The 17,481-nt window shown below is 46.4% G+C and carries 14 protein-coding genes and 2 pseudogenes; 7 read left to right on the top strand and 9 right to left on the bottom strand.

Going from position 1 to position 17,481, the window contains the following annotated elements; genetic code table 11:
- Positions 1-27: 27 nt before the first annotated feature.
- Genes AC3D28_RS19275 through AC3D28_RS19265 form a run of 3 tightly spaced genes read right to left on the bottom strand, consistent with a single transcriptional unit; the run spans position 28 to position 3,930 of the window.
- A complete protein-coding gene (locus AC3D28_RS19275) occupies positions 28-1,182 on the bottom strand; it encodes an acyl-CoA dehydrogenase family protein (RefSeq protein WP_488536367.1) in 1,155 nt (384 codons plus the stop codon).
- 19 nt (positions 1,183-1,201) lie between these two features.
- Positions 1,202-2,695, bottom strand: a complete 1,494-nt coding sequence (locus tag AC3D28_RS19270; RefSeq protein ID WP_488536811.1) for a CoA-acylating methylmalonate-semialdehyde dehydrogenase — start codon at positions 2,693-2,695, stop codon at positions 1,202-1,204.
- A gap of 23 nt (positions 2,696-2,718) precedes the next feature.
- Positions 2,719-3,930, bottom strand: a complete 1,212-nt coding sequence (locus AC3D28_RS19265) for a thiolase family protein (RefSeq protein WP_488536366.1) — start codon at positions 3,928-3,930, stop codon at positions 2,719-2,721.
- Between the two features lie 245 nt (positions 3,931-4,175).
- Here AC3D28_RS19265 and AC3D28_RS19260 point away from each other — a divergent pair, with 245 nt between their 5' ends.
- The 5 genes from AC3D28_RS19260 to AC3D28_RS19240 all read left to right on the top strand — a co-directional run bounded on the left by AC3D28_RS19260 (position 4,176) and on the right by AC3D28_RS19240 (position 9,186).
- A complete protein-coding gene (locus AC3D28_RS19260; protein WP_098413787.1) occupies positions 4,176-4,550 on the top strand; it encodes a MerR family transcriptional regulator in 375 nt (124 codons plus the stop codon).
- A gap of 67 nt (positions 4,551-4,617) precedes the next feature.
- A complete protein-coding gene (locus AC3D28_RS19255; protein ID WP_488536365.1) occupies positions 4,618-5,790 on the top strand; it encodes an isovaleryl-CoA dehydrogenase in 1,173 nt (390 codons plus the stop codon).
- Between the two features lie 25 nt (positions 5,791-5,815).
- Positions 5,816-7,420, top strand: a complete 1,605-nt coding sequence (locus tag AC3D28_RS19250; RefSeq protein WP_488536364.1) for a carboxyl transferase domain-containing protein — start codon at positions 5,816-5,818, stop codon at positions 7,418-7,420.
- 30 nt (positions 7,421-7,450) lie between these two features.
- On the top strand, positions 7,451-8,290 hold the full coding sequence (locus AC3D28_RS19245; protein ID WP_488536363.1) for an enoyl-CoA hydratase-related protein: 840 nt from the start codon (positions 7,451-7,453) through the stop codon (positions 8,288-8,290).
- The gene (locus tag AC3D28_RS19240) at positions 8,287-9,186 is read left to right on the top strand and encodes a hydroxymethylglutaryl-CoA lyase (protein ID WP_488536810.1); all 900 of its coding nucleotides are present in this window, start codon (positions 8,287-8,289) and stop codon (positions 9,184-9,186) included. The genes AC3D28_RS19245 and AC3D28_RS19240 overlap by 4 nt, the downstream gene beginning before the upstream one ends.
- A 26-nt stretch (positions 9,187-9,212) precedes the next feature.
- Here AC3D28_RS19240 and AC3D28_RS19235 read toward each other — a convergent pair whose 3' ends face one another.
- The 4 genes and pseudogenes from AC3D28_RS19235 to AC3D28_RS19220 form a co-directional block, all read right to left on the bottom strand.
- Positions 9,213-9,764 (bottom strand): DUF2301 domain-containing membrane protein, encoded by a 552-nt coding sequence (locus AC3D28_RS19235; RefSeq protein WP_488536362.1) that lies wholly within the window; start codon positions 9,762-9,764, stop codon positions 9,213-9,215.
- 9 nt (positions 9,765-9,773) lie between these two features.
- Positions 9,774-10,652: a DMT family transporter gene (locus tag AC3D28_RS19230; protein WP_488536361.1), complete on the bottom strand. Its 879-nt coding sequence runs from the start codon at positions 10,650-10,652 to the stop codon at positions 9,774-9,776.
- Between the two features lie 311 nt (positions 10,653-10,963).
- Positions 10,964-11,398 (bottom strand): annotated as a pseudogene (locus AC3D28_RS19225) (methyl-accepting chemotaxis protein); the annotation flags it as partial.
- A 102-nt stretch (positions 11,399-11,500) separates the two neighbouring features.
- Positions 11,501-12,184, bottom strand: a pseudogene (locus AC3D28_RS19220) (PAS domain-containing protein); the annotation flags it as partial.
- Between the two features lie 583 nt (positions 12,185-12,767).
- On the opposite strand from AC3D28_RS19220, the gene AC3D28_RS19215 reads away from it, so the two are divergent.
- Positions 12,768-13,520, top strand: a complete 753-nt coding sequence (locus AC3D28_RS19215) for an electron transfer flavoprotein subunit beta/FixA family protein (protein ID WP_488536360.1) — start codon at positions 12,768-12,770, stop codon at positions 13,518-13,520.
- A 121-nt stretch (positions 13,521-13,641) separates the two neighbouring features.
- Here the strand turns inward: AC3D28_RS19215 and AC3D28_RS19210 are convergent, their stop codons facing one another.
- Together AC3D28_RS19210 and AC3D28_RS19205 are read right to left on the bottom strand one after the other, a co-directional pair.
- Positions 13,642-15,192 carry an alpha-glucoside-specific PTS transporter subunit IIBC gene (locus tag AC3D28_RS19210; RefSeq protein WP_488536359.1) on the bottom strand — a complete coding sequence of 517 codons (1,551 nt, stop codon included), beginning with the start codon at positions 15,190-15,192 and terminating at the stop codon, positions 13,642-13,644.
- Positions 15,193-15,246: 54 nt separating this feature from the next.
- Positions 15,247-16,575 carry a 6-phospho-alpha-glucosidase gene (locus tag AC3D28_RS19205; RefSeq protein ID WP_098413777.1) on the bottom strand — a complete coding sequence of 443 codons (1,329 nt, stop codon included), beginning with the start codon at positions 16,573-16,575 and terminating at the stop codon, positions 15,247-15,249.
- A 182-nt stretch (positions 16,576-16,757) separates the two neighbouring features.
- Between AC3D28_RS19205 and AC3D28_RS19200 the strand changes: the two genes are divergently transcribed.
- Positions 16,758-17,465 carry a GntR family transcriptional regulator gene (locus tag AC3D28_RS19200; protein WP_488536358.1) on the top strand — a complete coding sequence of 236 codons (708 nt, stop codon included), beginning with the start codon at positions 16,758-16,760 and terminating at the stop codon, positions 17,463-17,465.
- The last annotated feature ends 16 nt before the right edge of the window (positions 17,466-17,481 follow it).

Here is a 17,481-nt window from a genome sequence, read left to right as displayed (position 1 = left end):
TTCTCAATGAGCAAATCCAATACTTCGCTAAAGCAAGGTCGATTCCTCAGAGAACAAACGGCGCGCGATGATCAAGCGCATGATTTCGTTGGTCCCCTCCAGAATTTGATGCACACGTACATCTCTGAAATGACGTTCCATTGGATACTCTTTGATGTAACCATAGCCGCCATAAAGCTGCAGCGCTTGGTCGCAAACCTGAAAGCCCACATCGGTTGCGAACCGTTTTGCCATCGCGCAATAAGCGGTGGCATCCGGGTCACTTCGGTCGAGTTTGCTGGCGGCATAGCGCACCAACTGCCGCGCAGCCACTAGCTCTGTCGCCATGTCTGCTAATTTGAATTGTAAGGCTTGAAACTGTGCCAGCGGCTTGCCGAACTGCTTACGCTCCTGAATGTACTGTGTCGCTTGATTAAGGGCCTGTTGAGCCGTACCGACGGAGCAGGTCGCAATATTTATACGCCCGCCATCAAGCCCTTTCATCGCAAAGATAAAGCCTTGTCCTTCTTCGCCCAATAAATAACTTTTTGGGATAGACACATTATCAAATGTGACGGCTCTTGTGGGTTGACTATTCCAACCCATCTTCGGCTCTTTGCGACCGTATGTGATGCCTTCAGCATTGGCGGGGACAACAAACGCCGAAACACCTTTAGCACCTGAACCACCAGTTCTCGCCATCACAACCAATACTTGTGTCTCACCCGCACCAGAGATAAAGGTTTTACCGCCGTTGAGGACATACTGATCCCCCTTTTTAATGGCAGACGTGGTCAACGCGGCGGCATCCGATCCGGCGTTGGGCTCGGTTAAGCAGTAAGAGCCTAACCATTCTCCTGTGACTAACTTCGAGCAGAACTGCGTTTTGGCTTCATCGGTAGCAAAACTGGCTATCATCCAACTGACCATGTTGTGAATCGTCATAAACGCCGTGGTAGACGTACATCCCATAGACAGTTGCTCAAAGATAATTGAAGCATCTAAGCGACTCAGCCCTAGGCCACCTTGCGCTTCTGGTGTGTAGAGACTCAGAAAACCTAACTCTCCGGCCTCTCGCAATACGGAGACTGGGAAAACCTGTTGCTCATCCCACTCCGCCGCCATCGGCGCTAAACGCTCATCGGCAAATTGCTGAGCGGTATCGGCAAATGCACGTTGATCTTCATTAAGTTCAAAGTCCATAAAAGCTCCTTCTATTCACTCAGCGCAGTTGAATGGTCAGATTAGGCCCCGTTGGAATATCGTCATCAAACCAACGTGCCGTCACCGTTTTAGTCTCGGTATAAAAACGTACCGCTTGTTTACCATACGCATGCAAATCGCCATAGAAACTGCCTCTCCAGCCTGTAAAAGAGAAAAATGGCAAAGGGACCGGAATAGGCACATTGATCCCGACCTGACCGACTTGAATGTCATGCTGATATTTTCTCGCCGCAGCGCCATTAGCGGTAAAAATGGAAGTGCCGTTCCCGTATGGGTTGTGATTCACTAACTCAATGGCTTCTTGCAACGTATCCACTTCCATACAAACCAAAACAGGGCCAAATATCTCTTGGGTGTAAATCGACATATTCGCCGTCACACCACTAAACAAAGTCGGCCCGACCCAGTTACCATCGGGAAAACCGTCCACGTCACACTGGCTACCATCTAATTCACACACCGCGCCCTGCTGCTTACCATCTTCAATTAGGTCCAATACGCGTTGTTTGGCCTGTTCACTGATGAGTGGACCATAAGCAGCCTGCTCATCGTCCCAAGGTCCAGGGTGTATTTTCGCCATTGCTTGTTTGAGGTCTGCAATCCATTGTTTTGAATCGCCGACAAATACCGCAACAGAAATCGCCATACAGCGCTGCCCCGCCGCCCCAACCGATGAACCAATTAAATTATTCACCACTTGCTCTTTGTTCGCATCGGGCATGATCACCATGTGATTTTTCGCGCCAGCAAAAGCTTGAACGCGTTTAAAGTGTTTCGTTCCCGTGGTGTAGATGTAACGGGCAATCGGAACCGAGCCAACAAATGACACCGCTCGGATGTCAGGATGAGCCAGCAGAAAGTCGACTTGTTCTTTGCGGCCATGAATGATTTGCAACACTCCTTTCGGCGCGCCAGCTTGCTCAAAGAGTTCGGCTAGACGAATAGAGGTCAACGGCACTTGTTCGGAAGGTTTGAGCACAAACGTATTGCCCGCCGCGATAGCGATCGGGAACATCCACAACGGAATCATGGCAGGAAAGTTAAACGGCGTGATGCCGCAACACACACCTAGGGGTTGAATCATTGAGTAACTATCAATATCCGTGGCAACGTTTTCGACGGTTTCGCCCATCATGTTGCTGGCAATGTTTGCGGCCTGCTCAACCACCTCGATACCTCGCCACACATCGCCTTTGGCATCAGCGAAAGTCTTACCCGTTTCATGAGAAAGCAGTGTGGCAAGCTCATCATGATGTTCTTTGAGAAGGTGCTGATAACGAAGCATGACTCTGGCACGCTCGGATACTGCCACTTCCTTCCACGATTGGAATGTCTCTTTCGCATTATCAATGGCGGCTTCCATCTCGTGATCCGTTGAGCAGGGAACGTACGCAATGACATCATTAGTGGCAGGATTGGTCACTTCGACCCAATCAGACGTTTGAGATTCACGAAACTCACCAGCAATAAATAGGGGAACCAAACGAGTCATCATTTACTCCTTTCTGATTTCAATTAAAGCGGTATCTCGATACCAATCGCGGTTGCTTCTCCACCGCCGATACACAGTGACGCAACGCCTCGCATCACTTTTCTGGCTTCCAAGTCTCCATTGGTACCTAAAGCTTGCAACTGACGTAAGCTATGAATTAACGTCACCAGAATTCGGGCGCCACTTGCACCTATGGGATGCCCTAGCGCACATGCCCCGCCTTTGATATTAACTTTATTGGCTTCAATCCCCAGTTCAGCCACTGCGATTTGAGTAACGACAGCAAACGCTTCATTGATTTCCCATAAATCCACTTCATCAATCGACCAGTCTAATCGCGACAATAGCTGCTCAATCGCATAGACTGGCGCCAAGGTAAATTCGGCGGGTTTTCTCGCGTGGGTGGCGTGTGATTTGATAATGGCAAGTGGCGTAAGCCCTTGATGAAGCGCTGTCTCTTTATCCATCAGAACCAGCGCCGCAGCGCCATCGGCAATCGCACTTGAGGTTGCCGCAGTCACGGTGCCGTTTTTATCAAAGGCAGGTTTAAGCTGAGATATCTTATCCAGATCAATCGAGCGCGGGTGCTCATCGTAATCAAGCGTGGTTTGTTCTGAGTTGGTGTGTATCGCAATCGGTGCAATCTCATCCGAGAATAAACCTCGCTCTTGCGCTTCCAATGCGCGTTTCACGGACATGACTGCCCATTTGTCCATTTGTTCTCTGGTAAACTTAAGCCTGTCTGCGATGTGTTGAGCGTAGACGCCCATTAAGTGCCCTTCGCGTGCGTCCTGTAATCCATCAAGAAACATGTGGTCATACGTCGATTGGTGCCCCATGCGCATTCCCTTTCTCGCCTCTTTCAATAAATACGGCGCATTGGTCATGCTCTCCATGCCACCAGCAATGGCCGTTCGAATCGTACCCGCTTTAATCAAATCGTGAGCTAGCATGACACTCTTCATGCCAGAGCCACATACTTTGTTGATGGTCGTGCACCCCGTGTTCAATGGGAGATCCGCCCCGAGCGCAGCCTGTCTTGCCGGCGCTTGCCCACAACCAGCCGCGAGCACGCACCCCATGAACACCTCATCAACGGATGTTGTGTTCCGTTCTTTCATCGCGGCCTTGATCGCCATCGCGCCTAATTGGGGAGCAGAGTATTTTTGCAATTTTCCTTGAAAGCGCCCGATCGGTGTTCTTTTCGCACTGACAATCCAGATGTCTTTTCCCATGATTTCCGTCCCTAGAGGTATATCTAAATCACGAAGCTTAATCGATTGGTCATGCGCTTTTTCCGCTTTAACACAAAGCCAAAAGAAACCCTGAACTGACCCTTTAGCCCTTTTCAATCAACCAACTTTCGTACTGTGATTTCTTGACGTTTACGTAAGCATAGCACTAGCCTTTACAGTGAGATAAAAAAACGCACCAAGGGTCAATTTCGGGACGCTGAATTTTTATTCGAGGCAAGTATGTTATGGACAAATACAAGATCAGTGATCTCGCCAAGGAGTTTGATATTACGACTCGTAGCATCCGGTTTTATGAGGACATCGGTCTGATTGAGCCAGAGCGAAAAGGCAACATGCGTCTTTATCAGCGCAGAGATAAAACTCGCCTTAAACTGATTTTAAGGGGCAAACGGCTTGGTTTTTCACTCGCGGAAATTCGTGAGCTTTTCGAGCTTTACGACATGCAGCAAACCGATGAGCAGTTGCTAAAAATGCTGAATATTATTGAAGAGAAGCAAGCGTTTCTTCAGCAACAATTAAACGACATTAGTGTGGTCATGAATGAATTAAATACCGCGAAAGAACGATGCATTGAAACCATCAAAAGCCACGAAAAATAGCAGACCAAATCAGGTAATCACACCTTGCTACTGACTGCTGCGACCGCCTTCGCCACAGGGAGACGTTATGAAAAGCACTTACGCCCCACTGAATTTTGGACTTGGTGACACCATTGCTATGCTCCGAGACCACGTAAATGCCTTTGCCGCAGAACACATTGCTCCCATCGCGGCAGATATTGACCGCAATAACCAATTCCCGAATCATTTATGGCCTTTGTTCGGAGAAATGGGATTACTTGGCGTGACCGTTGACGAAGAATTTGGTGGCGCAGGAATGGGCTATCTGGCGCACGTTGTAGCAATGGAAGAGATCAGCCGAGCATCAGCATCTGTCGCACTCAGCTACGGCGCGCACTCGAACCTTTGCGTCAATCAAATCTTTCGTAACGGCACCTCTTCCCAACGCAAAAAATACCTACCTAAACTCATTGATGGCACGCACGTTGGGGCTTTAGCAATGAGCGAGCCGAACTCAGGCTCTGATGTGCTCAGCATGCAACTCAAAGCCGAAGACAAAGGTGATCACTTTGCGCTGAATGGCAACAAAATGTGGATCACCAACGGCCCTGATGCTGACGTGATTGTGGTTTATGCCAAAACGGACAGCAATGCAGGCTCACGCGGTATTACTGCATTTATTATCGAGCGTGGCTTTACGGGATTCAGCCATGCCCAAAAACTCGACAAACTGGGTATGCGAGGTTCCAACACTTGTGAGCTCGTCTTTCAACATTGTGTGGTACCGAAAGAAAACATCCTCGGAGGCGTGAACCAAGGCATAAAGGTGCTGATGAGTGGCTTAGACTATGAGCGCGTTGTCCTTGCCGCTGGCTCTCTCGGCATCATGCAAGCCTGCATGGATATTGTGCTGCCGTACGTGCATGAGCGAAAGCAGTTTGGGCAATCTATTGGTGAGTTTCAGTTAGTTCAAGGCAAGCTCGCCGACATGTATTCACGAATGAATGCGGCTAAAGCCTATGTGTATACCGTCGCGGGAGCCTGTGATCGTGGCGATTGCACACGAAAAGACGCGGCTGGTGTGATTTTGTATAGCGCCGAATTGGCCACACACATGGCACTGGATGCCATACAACTGCTCGGTGGGAACGGTTATATCAATGAATATCCAACCGGACGGTTGCTACGCGATGCGAAGCTCTACGAAATCGGCGCAGGCACGTCCGAGATTCGTCGTATGTTGATCGGCCGAGAGCTATTCGAAGAATCTCGACCATAAACCAGTGCGTGACAAGGAAGTCGTTATGGCCATTATCAAAAGCAAAACTAAGCCAACTGACGCGTTGTTTCTTTCCAATAAAATCGCGATGGAGAAGTTAGTCAATCAGCTAAACCACGACATTGAATGCATCAAACAAGGAGGCGGTGAGAAAGCCATTCAGCACCAGCGTCAAAAAGGAAAACTCCCTGCCCGTGAGCGTGTCACGCGTTTGCTGGATGAAGGTTCTGATTTTCTAGAAATCAGTCAATTCGCCGCTTGGCAAGTGTATGACGAGTCCGTCCCCTGCGCTGGCGTCATTGCAGGCGTTGGCCACATTGAGGGCGTTCAATGCATGGTGATTGCCAACGACGCTTCGGTAAAAGGCGGAACCTACTATCCACTCACGGTCAAAAAACATCTCAGAGCGCAAGAAATCGCCCAACGCTGCCAGCTCCCTTGTGTGTACTTAGTCGACTCCGGCGGGGCAAACCTTCCCCATCAAGCTGAAGTCTTCCCAGACAAAGCACACTTCGGCCGTATTTTCTTTAATCAAGCACGAATGTCAGCCAAAGGCATTCCGCAAGTCGCGGTCGTGATGGGACTTTGTACCGCTGGCGGTGCCTATGTCCCTGCGATGGCAGACGTATCCATTATGGTCAAAGAGCAAGGCACCATCTTCTTAGCAGGCCCCCCTTTAGTCAAAGCCGCCACAGGAGAAGTCGTCACCGGTGAAGAGCTGGGTGGTGCCGACGTCCATTGCCGAAAATCTGGCGTCGCCGATTATTACGCAGAGAATGATGAGCACGCGCTGATGATTGCACGAGAAGCCATTGCCAATGCAAATCAGGCAAAACCTATCAAGCCGGAAAGCACTGTGTTACCCCCTCGCTATGATGCCGAAGAAATATACGGCATCGTCAATGCGAACTTACGCTTGTCATTCGACGTTCGAGAAATTATTGCTCGTGTTGTCGATGACTCCGATTTTGATGAATTTAAAGCGCTGTATGGCAAAACGTTAGTGTGTGGTTTTGCACGTATTCACGGTCAACTGATCGGCATTGTGGCAAATAATGGCATTTTGTTTTGTGAATCTGCCCAAAAAGGGGCGCACTTTATTGAGCTGTGCGCCAAACGTAAAACCCCGCTCCTCTTTCTTCAAAATATCACCGGTTTTATGGTCGGGAAAAAAGTCGAAGAAGAAGGCATCGCTAAGCATGGCGCCAAATTAGTAATGGCCGTCGCTTGTGCTGACGTCCCTAAATTTACCGTGATCATTGGCGGGTCGTATGGAGCCGGCAATTATGGCATGTGCGGCCGAGCTTATGATCCCACCATGATGTGGATGTGGCCGAACGCGCGTATTTCTGTGATGGGTGGTGAGCAAGCTGCTGGCGTCTTAACGCAAGTACGTAAAGAAGCGAAAAAACGTCAGGGAGACACATGGTCAGAGCAAGAAGAACACATTTTTAGAGAATCGATCATAGACTTATATGAAACACAAGGACACCCATATTTCGCCAGCGCGCGATTATGGGATGACGGAATTATCGACCCAAAACGAACGCGTCAGGTGTTAGCGCAAGCCCTAACGATAGCGCTGAACACGCCGATTCCTGACAGTGAGTTTGGCATTTTCAGAATGTAAATTATCCAAAGAAACATAAAGGAAGGCAGTATGCAGGAAATGCAACCAAGCATCATTCCCAATGCTAAAAGACAAGACAATGTCCTTTGGGACGTAGATGATAATGGCGTAGCAACGATTACCCTTAATAGAACAACAAAGCATAATGCCTTTGATGCTTGCATGATCGACTTGCTCATCCATCGCCTTGATTATCTTGCGTTACGAACGGATGTGAAGTGCTTGGTATTGCGAAGTAATGGTAAGAATTTTTCTTCCGGTGCCGATCTTAATTGGATGAAATCGATGGCCAATAGTACTCGTCAGGATAATTTCCGTGACGCCCAAAACTTAGCGCGCCTAATGGAGACACTTGACGCCTTCCCGCAGCCAACCGTCGCAGTTGTTCAAGGTTCCGCATTTGGAGGCGCACTTGGGTTGATTTGTTGCAGTGATATCGCCATCGCAAGCCAATGTGCCCAGTTTTGTTTAAGTGAAGTAAAACTCGGTTTAGTCCCTGCCACTATTGCGCCATATGTCATGCGGGCCATGGGGAATCGGCAAGCTCGACGATACATTTTGACTGGCGAAATCATTGCTGCTGAAGACGCCGAACGATTCGGTATTGTGCACGAGGTGCAAGATGCAAAGCACCTTGAGAGCGCTGTCGACGCTGTCATCAATACTTTGCTTCTCAATAGTCCGGATGCAATGCGTAAAGCCAAAACGCTGTGTCACCAATGTCATCAAAACCCGATCGATACGCAACTCATTCACTATACTAGCCAACTCATTGCAGACATTCGGATATCACCACAAGGACAAGATGGCTTACAAGCGTTTCTAGAGAAACGCCCCCCGAATTGGATAACGAAATCGCAGGATAAATAATGCTTCCTTTAAAAGTAAATATCGTTGAAGTCGGCCCGCGGGATGGTTTACAAAATGAATCTCCTGTGGCGACCCACACAAAGATAAGACTAATCAATTTGCTCTCAGATACAGGGCTAACGCATATTGAAGTAGGCTCTTTTGTCTCTCCGAAATGGGTGCCGCAGATGGCAGACTCTAAAGAAGTGATGGACGCCATAACAAGACGAAATAAGGTCGTTTACTCGGCTCTGACACCAAACCTAAAAGGCTTCGAACAAGCGTTAGACGCTGGCGCAAACCAAGTGGCGATTTTTACCTCATCTTCTGAAGGATTCTGTCAGCACAACATTAACTGTTCCATCGCTGAAAGCCTGACACGATTCGAACCTGTTATGCAACAAGCCGCCAAGCATGGCATTCCTATCCGCGGCTATTTGTCTTGTGTGGCCGATTGTCCTTACGATGGCCCGACAAATCCTCAACAGGTGGCCAGTGTGACCAAAGCGCTTATCGACTTAGGGTGTTACGAAGTGTCACTAGGCGACACCATTGGAACAGCAACCCCAAATCGTATTAGTCACATGTTAGAAACTGTCATGGCTGATATCCCAAGCCCAAAGCTCGCCGTTCATTTTCATGATACGTGGGGGCAAGCGCTGGCTAATATCCATCAAGCTTTATGCATGGGTATCAGTACGATAGACAGCAGTGTTGCTGGTTTGGGAGGTTGCCCTTATGCTTTTGGCGCTTCAGGCAATGTCGCCACTGAGGATGTGCTGTATCTGTGCCAAGGTTTAGGTGTCGAAACAGGCGTTGATCTCGAGCTGTTAGCAAAATCCGGATGGATGATAAGTGAAGAGCTTAATCGCGTTCCAACGTCTAAAGTATCACTCGCACTGCGTCATCGCATGTGATCGTCATCTTGAAAGCCTTTAAGGCTCTAAATTTCATAGTTCGCTTTGATCCCAATATCAAAATGCAGCGGCATTCGCCACTTTGCAATTGACAGGTAACCGATGATCAAGCCAGACACAACCATCGTGATACCTGTAGCGAACAACAGCTCAAAGCAAAACGCAAAGGTGGCAAAGGCAAGTAGGATTGGCACCGCTTTCAGGCCTGGTACTTTAAAACAAAACGACTCTTTCAACGCGATCCCAGAGAACGTGACAAAAACAAAACCGAGCGAAAGCCATACATGGCCTAAATTAGGATCGCTCACCATGAGTATCACGCCAATCCAGCTCGACCAGCTGATCACCATTCGTACGGCTTTGCTGTAGACGTGAATATTCGCAGCGGAAAGCGCACCAGCAATAGCGATCATCAACAACATACTTCGATAATACGCGGTCATGCCTTCCATAAAACCAAAAGCCGAGAGCGCCACGCCGATAAGCCCGATGGCAAAGACGCTAATGCCTAAACGATACAAACAGACACTCAAAATATCTAAAAAATCTAGTGGTTCCTGATGATCGGTATTTGCCATGACTCACACCTATGCTTTTGTTGGCAGACGAAGCCTTCCGCCAGTTCGATAAATAATAAGCGCAAACAAAATCAGTACACAACCGACAAGCTTATTCTCGGTTAACACCTCTCCGTACCAAAGCACACTAAGAATAACCGTCCAAACTGGCTCTAGGATCATTATCAACGCTGCATTACCTGCCTGCACGAACTTTTGCCCCATCGTTTGCATCACGTATCGTAAACTTGTGGCCAGCAAAGTGCTCAGCGCAAACCACCACCAGATGGATGAGTCGACCTTGGTAGGAAAGGACTCCATAAAATAGGAAACCAATAAACCTAAACAACCTGCAGAAAAAAGTTGTACGCAGGTGAGCAACAACACCGGCAATGTTTGCGAGTATTTACGGTTCACATTAAAGTGCAACGCCAAGATCAGCGCCGCCCCAAGAAACCAAAATTGACTGGCCGATTGCTTCCAGCCACCCACTAAAGAGAGACAAGCAAGCCCTAATACAGCGATGGGTAATGCAATCCAAAAAATTCGTTGTGGCCGCTGACGGAACATCACCCAAGCGACAATGGGCACAAACAACATAGACAGGCTCATGATAAATGCACCTTCACCTAACGTATCGCTAATGGAGATAGCGTAAATCCACGTCATGACAGCACTACCTAACAGCAGCCCAACTCCGCTTGCTGACAGCACATCTTTAAAATTTGCGGCCCACAAAGCTCGATAACACAAAGGTAGCAAACACAGTGATGCGATCGTAAATCGCGCCCCAATAAAGCCAAAAGGTGGCAAACCTTGTATCGTTTCTTTGGAAAAGATCCAACCGAGTGCCGCTATCATCGTCGTCGCAACCAGAATAACCGTCGCTTTGCGTTCTGAGTTAAACATAAATACTCACAAAATATGGAACACACAATGGCGCAGCGAGAGAAGTTCGCTGCGCCATTGTCTTTATTTGAGCGGAGATCTTATCGAGCAAGAAGTGGACACTCGATTTTCTCCTGTATTGTTGTGATGCAGAGGGACACTCTGCAGGCGAGATACATTAAAGGCAGGCAAAGTCTTAAGGCAAGCGTTTTCGTACACTAAATTATTCGAGCATTTCTAAATTATTAAGCACACCAGTTAAAACCTGCACCGGATGCTTAATAGTCTCCTGCTCAAACCGCTTAACTTGGCTACGGCACGCATAGCCTCAATTACAATGAACGATTAAATTGCGCGACCGCCTCAACAACACGGCTTGCGCCATCCTGAATATCATTCATCACATTGCCAGCTTTTTCTGACAATTCGAGAGTATCGAGTGCTTCTTGTTGGCACTGGGAGATGAGCGCGACGGCATTATTCGTTCGCTGTAAGTTTTCGCCGACCATAGAAACGATTTCATCGGTCGTTGCGTTGGTTCTCGTAGCAAGTTGTCGTACTTCATCAGCAACCACCGCAAACCCTCTACCGTGCTCACCGGCTCGCGCCGCTTCTATCGCGGCATTGAGCGCAAGCAAGTTAGTTTGGTCAGCAATGCCACTGATGCTGTTTACTAATTCACTGATTCTTGATGAATGCACTTTTAGTTCATCGATTGCCGTATTGGCTTGCTGCATCTGCTCTGAGAGCATTTGCATTTTCTCCACCGTGGAACCGATGACTTGCTGTCCTTGCAGGGTTTGCGTCCCTGTCTCTTTCGACACTTCATTGGCCAATTGGGCCGCTTGTGCCATCGACTGCTCTTGCAACACTTGTTGCGTGATATCAGTAGCAAACTTGGCCACTTTGTAAAGCTCTCCCCTATCATTATGAATAGGGTTGTAAGATGCCTCCAGCCACACCGTTACACCATAACGGTCTACTCGCTTAAATCGCTCTGATACAAACTGTCCTTTTGCCAGTCTTTGCCAAAACTCTTCATAAGCTTGAGAGTTGACTTCTTCTTGCTCGCAAAAAATTCGATGGTGTTTACCAACAATTTGCTCATGTGTGTATCCCATCGTACTGAGGAAGTTTTCATTGGCTTTTAATACTGTGCCATCCAAGGTGAATTCAATCACCGCCATCGAGCGACTCAGCGCATTGAGCATGTCTTGCTGTTCACGCGAGGTCGCAATAGTACGAGTTAACTCAGAGGCAAACACAACAAAGTTGTCAACCTGATCATGAACATTCAACACGGGCTGGATAATAGTCCTTAACCACGCTTCCTCACCATCACCTTTGGTTATTTGCAATGCGCCATTCCAAAATGTTTGCTCATGTACCGCTTTCTTCATCCGATGGAAGTGGTCGGTATTGTTTGCTTTTGCCGGTACTAATTCAGTAATGTGCTTTGATAAAATGGCCGTATCTAACAGCGAAAGTTGTTGCTGAAAATTTGAGTTTACCGATGTGATATTGCCTTTATGATCAAGCGTCAGCCTTAGCATGTCCTCATCGAGGCTACGTTGTATTTGCTGGAGACTATATAACTCTTGCTTTAATCGTTGATTTTCTTGTTGAAGCGACTTATTAAAAAACATTACTTTCCTTAACTGACTCATCTATCGATTAATCAGAGGCTTATTATTTATGTTCCCAAATGACTTTGAGACTTGGGGCGTTAGATCCGAACACAATCGACCTTGGATTACACGCATCAAAAAATCACTTAAGGCTGTATGCTAATTGGGCTTACTTACGCGGGATTATACTAAAATTCCTGACTTACCCAAGTTATTTACATTGGTGTTATCAGTGAGTTCTATTCGCAGACCCATGATGGAAAACTCAGTAATTGTGCGGTTAGTCATATGGAGAAAAGACAAGTTTGGATCAAAAATAGCGAACAGCCAGTCGTGCAGCTACAGTGAACAGAAGGCCAAACACCACGCATTTTCTTTGCCTCATGGCATTTTTACTGTCTATGTTGCCCATTTGTTGAACAACAATATATTTAAAGTTGAAGCAGAGGAAAAGCAAAGTCACCTTAAAGATATCGTCACATAGCCTTCAATATAAAAGGAATCTAACGTGAAAATACTGGTGCCAATTAAAAGGGTTATTGACCCTTACATTAAAATTCGGGTTAAAGCCGACAACAGCGGTGTTGAAACGAATAACGTCAAAATGACGATCAACCCATTTTGCGAAATAGCCGTTGAAGAAGCCGTGCGTTTAAAAGAGCAAGGAGTGGCGGATGAAGTCCTCGTGGTAAGTGCTGGCGGTAGTCAATGTCAGGAACAATTACGTACCGCTCTTGCATTAGGTGCCGATCGTGCAATTCATATCGATACCGACGATAAAATAGAGCCACTCGTGGTAGCAAAACTGCTCAAAGCACTGGTGGAGAAAGAACAAGCGCAATTAGTCATTACCGGTAAGCAGTCTATTGATACCGACAACAACCAAGTTGCTCAGATGTTGGCAGCCCTGCTCGACTGGCCACAAGCGACATTTGCCTCGGACGTGAAGCTCAAAGCTCAAAACGTTCAGGTAGTAAGAGAAGTGGATGGCGGCTTGATGACGGTGGCGATGAGTTTGCCAGCCGTGATCAGTACTGACTTACGCTTAAATGAACCTCGCTTCGCCTCACTGCCTAATATCATGAAAGCCAAACACAAGCCGTTAGATACAATAACGCCTGACAGCTTAGGGGTTGACGTCGTATTTAGCCAAACCATCCAAGAGGTCATGCCACCACCACAGAGAAAAGGGGGAGTCAACGTTGAGTCTGTCTCAGAACTTCTGGATAAGCTGCGTAATGAAGCGAAAGTGATTCCATGAAACAGTGGTCAATAAACCCACAGCACGAATATCTAGTGAGTGAGGATATTCGGTATAAAAAAGGTGAGACATTATTATTGCCTCACCTTAGAGTCACACAGAAAGGAGCATAAATAGGGGGTTAAGCTTTTATCAGTTGACTCATATCTTCACGAACTTGAGGGACGGTTAAGCCGACGATAATTTGTAAACTCTCTTGGTTCCTCACCACGTTCACCGCTCCATGTTGAGTAAAGAAAGCATTATCCCTTACCAGCGATGTGTCTTTTACTTTGACCCGTAAACGAGTCGCACAATTCGTCAGTAACGCGATATTTTCTTTACCACCCAAGCCTTCTATAAATGCATTGGCTTGAGACGGTTCAACACCATTTTGATCCGTCGACTTCGCTTCCTTGTAGTCTGCTTTTGAATACAGCTTGGTATCGGCTCCCTCTCTTCCTGGGGTAAGAATATTGTATTTCAAAATCAGAGCACGGAAGGTCACAAAGTAAATGCCAGTGAATGCCAAACCGATAACGATCTGAATGACGTATGTTCCTGCATGATTACCTGCCAGCGGCAACCAGTTTTGGAAAATAAAGTCTATCAAGCCCGTCTGAAAGTTACCGGAGACACCAAACATAAAAGCGATTGTTGCCATTGTTGCTGATAACAGCGCATGTAAGGCAAATAAAGCTGGCGCAATGAACAAGAAGGTGAACTCAATTGGCTCGGTTATCCCCGTGAGAATCGCTGTAATTGCGGCGCCAAGAACGAGCCCCATGACCATTTTTTTATTTTCTTTTTTTGCTACGGAGTAAAGGGCTAACGCGATGCCTGTACAGCCAAATACTTTACCCATGCCCGTTAGCATCAGGCCACCTTGTGGGAACTGAGTGGTTAGACTCTCTGAGCTTTGAGCAAATGTCTGTATATTTTGAATCCAATATGCAACGGTTCCGCCGTCAACCGCCACTGGACCATAAAAAACCGGGCCGTATACGAAATGATGCAAACCAGTCGGAATCATGATTCGTTCTAAAAACGTAAATAACCATACCCCTAACGATCCAGCGGAAACCAAAAATTCTTGTAGATTATAAATGCCATGTTGAATATTAGGCCAAGTCAAACAAGTCAGAATTGCCATGGCAATCATAATTGGAAAGCTAACGATCACCACTAGTGGTGTTCCACCAAATACCGCCGCCCAATCGGGCAGTTTTTTATCAAAAAATCGGTTATGAACCCAAACCGAGAGACTGGCGATTAAAATAGCCCCTAACAAGTTTGTGTCGAGGGTTAAAATACCACCGACTTCCGTTAGACCACGCTCTCCCGCAGTATAATTCACTCCTAGGTCAGCTCCCCAAAACTGAAGAATTCCGCCAATAACATAGTTGAACGTGATATAAGAAACCAGCGTTGCAAGAACGGCTCTTCCGGATGCCTTTTTCGCTAACGCAATTGGCAGGCCGACGGCAAAAATAAGCGCCATATTTTTAAATACAGCTAAAGATGCTTGTAAAATAATGGTCGAAACTTTCACCCAAGCACTGCCCTCTTGTGCCCATGGGAACACGTCCTGATTTAAAAGAACAACAGAGAGACCAAGTAGCATACCAGCAGCAGGAAACAGTAACACCGGGACAAACATTGCCGCCCCAAACCTTTGAATAATGTCTTTCATATAAACCTCTTGTTTCAGCAAAGGAGCCCATTCAAAGGCTCCTAAATCCATTTGTTATTGAAAAAATTGAGGAAGGTAGGCTTTATTTTCTTCTAATAATTGTTTTGTTATTTCTTTCGCTTTCGGAACATTAATCACTGTACGGTTTAGCGTCAGTGCATTAATCAGCTTTTGTTGACTGCCTTCGTACCAGGCATCCACCACGAGCTTTTCGTACCCCAGTTGACTCTCTATCATTGCTTTTTGGAATGTCGGTATTTTTCCAACCGCGAATGCTTTAGGCCCATCACTGGTCAATGCGGCGGGTACCTCTACCATCGCATCCTCTTGTAAGTTTGAAATAGCACCATGGTTCGGCACAATAACAAGATAAACATCACTCAAGTTATAAGCCAACGAGGCCGCCACTCTCACCATATAGCGCCCATGGATGTCTGCATGTAATGTTTCGTTTTTTGTGGTTCCCGCCTCGATGATTCTGGAATTCAGTTCAAAAACGCGTTTTTCTCGACCATTAATCACTTGTCTTGCTCGAGTATTATTAATGTCCTCTTTCGCCGTCATTTTTTCAGGATATAAGTAATACTGAAGATAAGTATTCGGTAAGTATTCGGGATTGTCCTCTAGCATGGTTTGCATGTTTTTAAAGGTTGCTTGCCAAGACGGATCATCAGCAATTTCTGCATCAACCGCGCTGATACCTTCTTTTAAAATGATGTTCTTGATTTTATCGGTTAGGTCTTCACCTTGTTTGTTACGGATTTTAGTGAACCACCCATAATGGTTGAGTCCAAAATATTCCGGAACAAAATCCCAGATCTCACAACCTAACAATTTCGCGTAGCTGACCATGATTGCAGCTGGCATATCGCAAATATTAAGGATTCGCTTATCATGCGGAAATTCGCGGTTTAAAGCTTCAGCCACAATCGCTGCTGGGTTGGTGTAGTTAAGAATCCATGCTTCTGGGCATGTTGTTCTAATCTCGTTCACCAACGTAATCATGTCTCCGATAGAGCGCAGTCCATATGCCATGCCACCTGCACCACAGGTTTCTTGCCCGACACACGAGTTGGATAACGGAATTTGCTCATCACGTTCACGCATGGCCAGACCACCAGTACGGATCTGAATAAAAAAGAAATCCGAATCGGCGAAGGCGATAGACTTATCGGTTGTATAAACAAACTCTTCGATTTCTGGATACTGCTCTCGTAACAGAATCTCCGTTGCTAACGCGTTCGACTCCTGACGCTTTTCATCAATATCGTAAAACACCACTTTTTTAAGGGGGAAATTTTCCTTTTCAGCAATCAAGCTGTTCATCATGCCGAGCGTGTACGTGCTGCCTGCACCAACTATGGTTAATTTTTGGCGTTTCATTTTGTCACCTCAAAGGTATATCTTCGTTTAACGTATAACTTAAGTATTAATACTTTTGTGATACATATAAAGAGCCCAATTAGAAATTAGAGAGAGCAATCACATAAGGGGAGGAAGTAAAAGTATTAACTACATCTCAGATCACATTCTTGCTATCATGAAACAAGATTTAGTGAGGTGTTATGAAACCTAAATACATAGAAATTGCCGAATTATTAGAAAGGAAGATCAAAGATGGGGAGCTCGAGCCCAAATCGATGATCCCAAAAGAAAGTGCGCTGCAAGAAGCGTTCTCTGTCAGTCGTGTAACTATAAGAAAAAGCTTACAAATTCTTGTAGATAAAGGCTTAATAAGTCGAACTCGGGGTAGTGGCACTTATGTCAATGATCTAAAAGCACAGCACGATGCATTGCATTTGCTTGGCTTTATTGAAGAGGTCAGCCGACAAGGAAAAGTACCAAGCTCTCAAGTCATAAAATTTGAGCTTAAAAAACCCACGGAACAGATTGCTAAGAAACTCAACCTCACCCCTAACGATGATACTTATGAAATACATAGACTCAGATGTATCAACGATGAGCCTGAAATTTATGAAATCACTCATATGCCAGCGGGGTTATTTCCTGACTTGAGCATTGCTATTATGAATGGCTCTAAATACGAATACATTGAAAAAGACAAAGGATTGAAAATTGCGAAGAGCAGTCAGTCTGTTAAACCCTACCTACTGGATGCAGAGATCGCTTCAAACCTTAATGAGTCAGAAGCATCCCCGATTCTAAAAGTAGAATCTACTGGTTATTTAGATGATGGCCGTGCCTTTGAATATACAGTGAATTACTTCCGGTTATATCAGTACAGTTTTGAGTTTATTTCAACCCGAGGCTAACAACACTCCATGTTGC

The sequence above is a fragment of the Vibrio sp. TAP-3B genome, assembly GCF_057784735.1.
This window is presented reverse-complemented; position numbering and strand designations above follow the sequence as displayed.

What these genes read in the sequence shown, in the direction of transcription:
- AC3D28_RS19275 (WP_488536367.1), bottom strand. Translation starts at nt 1,182, where the DNA reads ATGGACTTTGAACTTAATGAAGATCAACGTGCATTTGCCGATACCGCT.
- AC3D28_RS19270 (WP_488536811.1), bottom strand. Translation starts at nt 2,695, where the DNA reads ATGACTCGTTTGGTTCCCCTATTTATTGCTGGTGAGTTTCGTGAATCT.
- AC3D28_RS19265 (WP_488536366.1), bottom strand. Translation starts at nt 3,930, where the DNA reads ATGGGAAAAGACATCTGGATTGTCAGTGCGAAAAGAACACCGATCGGG.
- AC3D28_RS19260 (WP_098413787.1), top strand. Translation starts at nt 4,176, where the DNA reads ATGGACAAATACAAGATCAGTGATCTCGCCAAGGAGTTTGATATTACG.
- AC3D28_RS19255 (WP_488536365.1), top strand. Translation starts at nt 4,618, where the DNA reads ATGAAAAGCACTTACGCCCCACTGAATTTTGGACTTGGTGACACCATT.
- AC3D28_RS19250 (WP_488536364.1), top strand. Translation starts at nt 5,816, where the DNA reads ATGGCCATTATCAAAAGCAAAACTAAGCCAACTGACGCGTTGTTTCTT.
- AC3D28_RS19245 (WP_488536363.1), top strand. Translation starts at nt 7,451, where the DNA reads ATGCAGGAAATGCAACCAAGCATCATTCCCAATGCTAAAAGACAAGAC.
- AC3D28_RS19235 (WP_488536362.1), bottom strand. Translation starts at nt 9,764, where the DNA reads ATGGCAAATACCGATCATCAGGAACCACTAGATTTTTTAGATATTTTG.
- AC3D28_RS19230 (WP_488536361.1), bottom strand. Translation starts at nt 10,652, where the DNA reads ATGTTTAACTCAGAACGCAAAGCGACGGTTATTCTGGTTGCGACGACG.
- AC3D28_RS19210 (WP_488536359.1), bottom strand. Translation starts at nt 15,192, where the DNA reads ATGAAAGACATTATTCAAAGGTTTGGGGCGGCAATGTTTGTCCCGGTG.
- AC3D28_RS19205 (WP_098413777.1), bottom strand. Translation starts at nt 16,575, where the DNA reads ATGAAACGCCAAAAATTAACCATAGTTGGTGCAGGCAGCACGTACACG.
- AC3D28_RS19200 (WP_488536358.1), top strand. Translation starts at nt 16,758, where the DNA reads ATGAAACCTAAATACATAGAAATTGCCGAATTATTAGAAAGGAAGATC.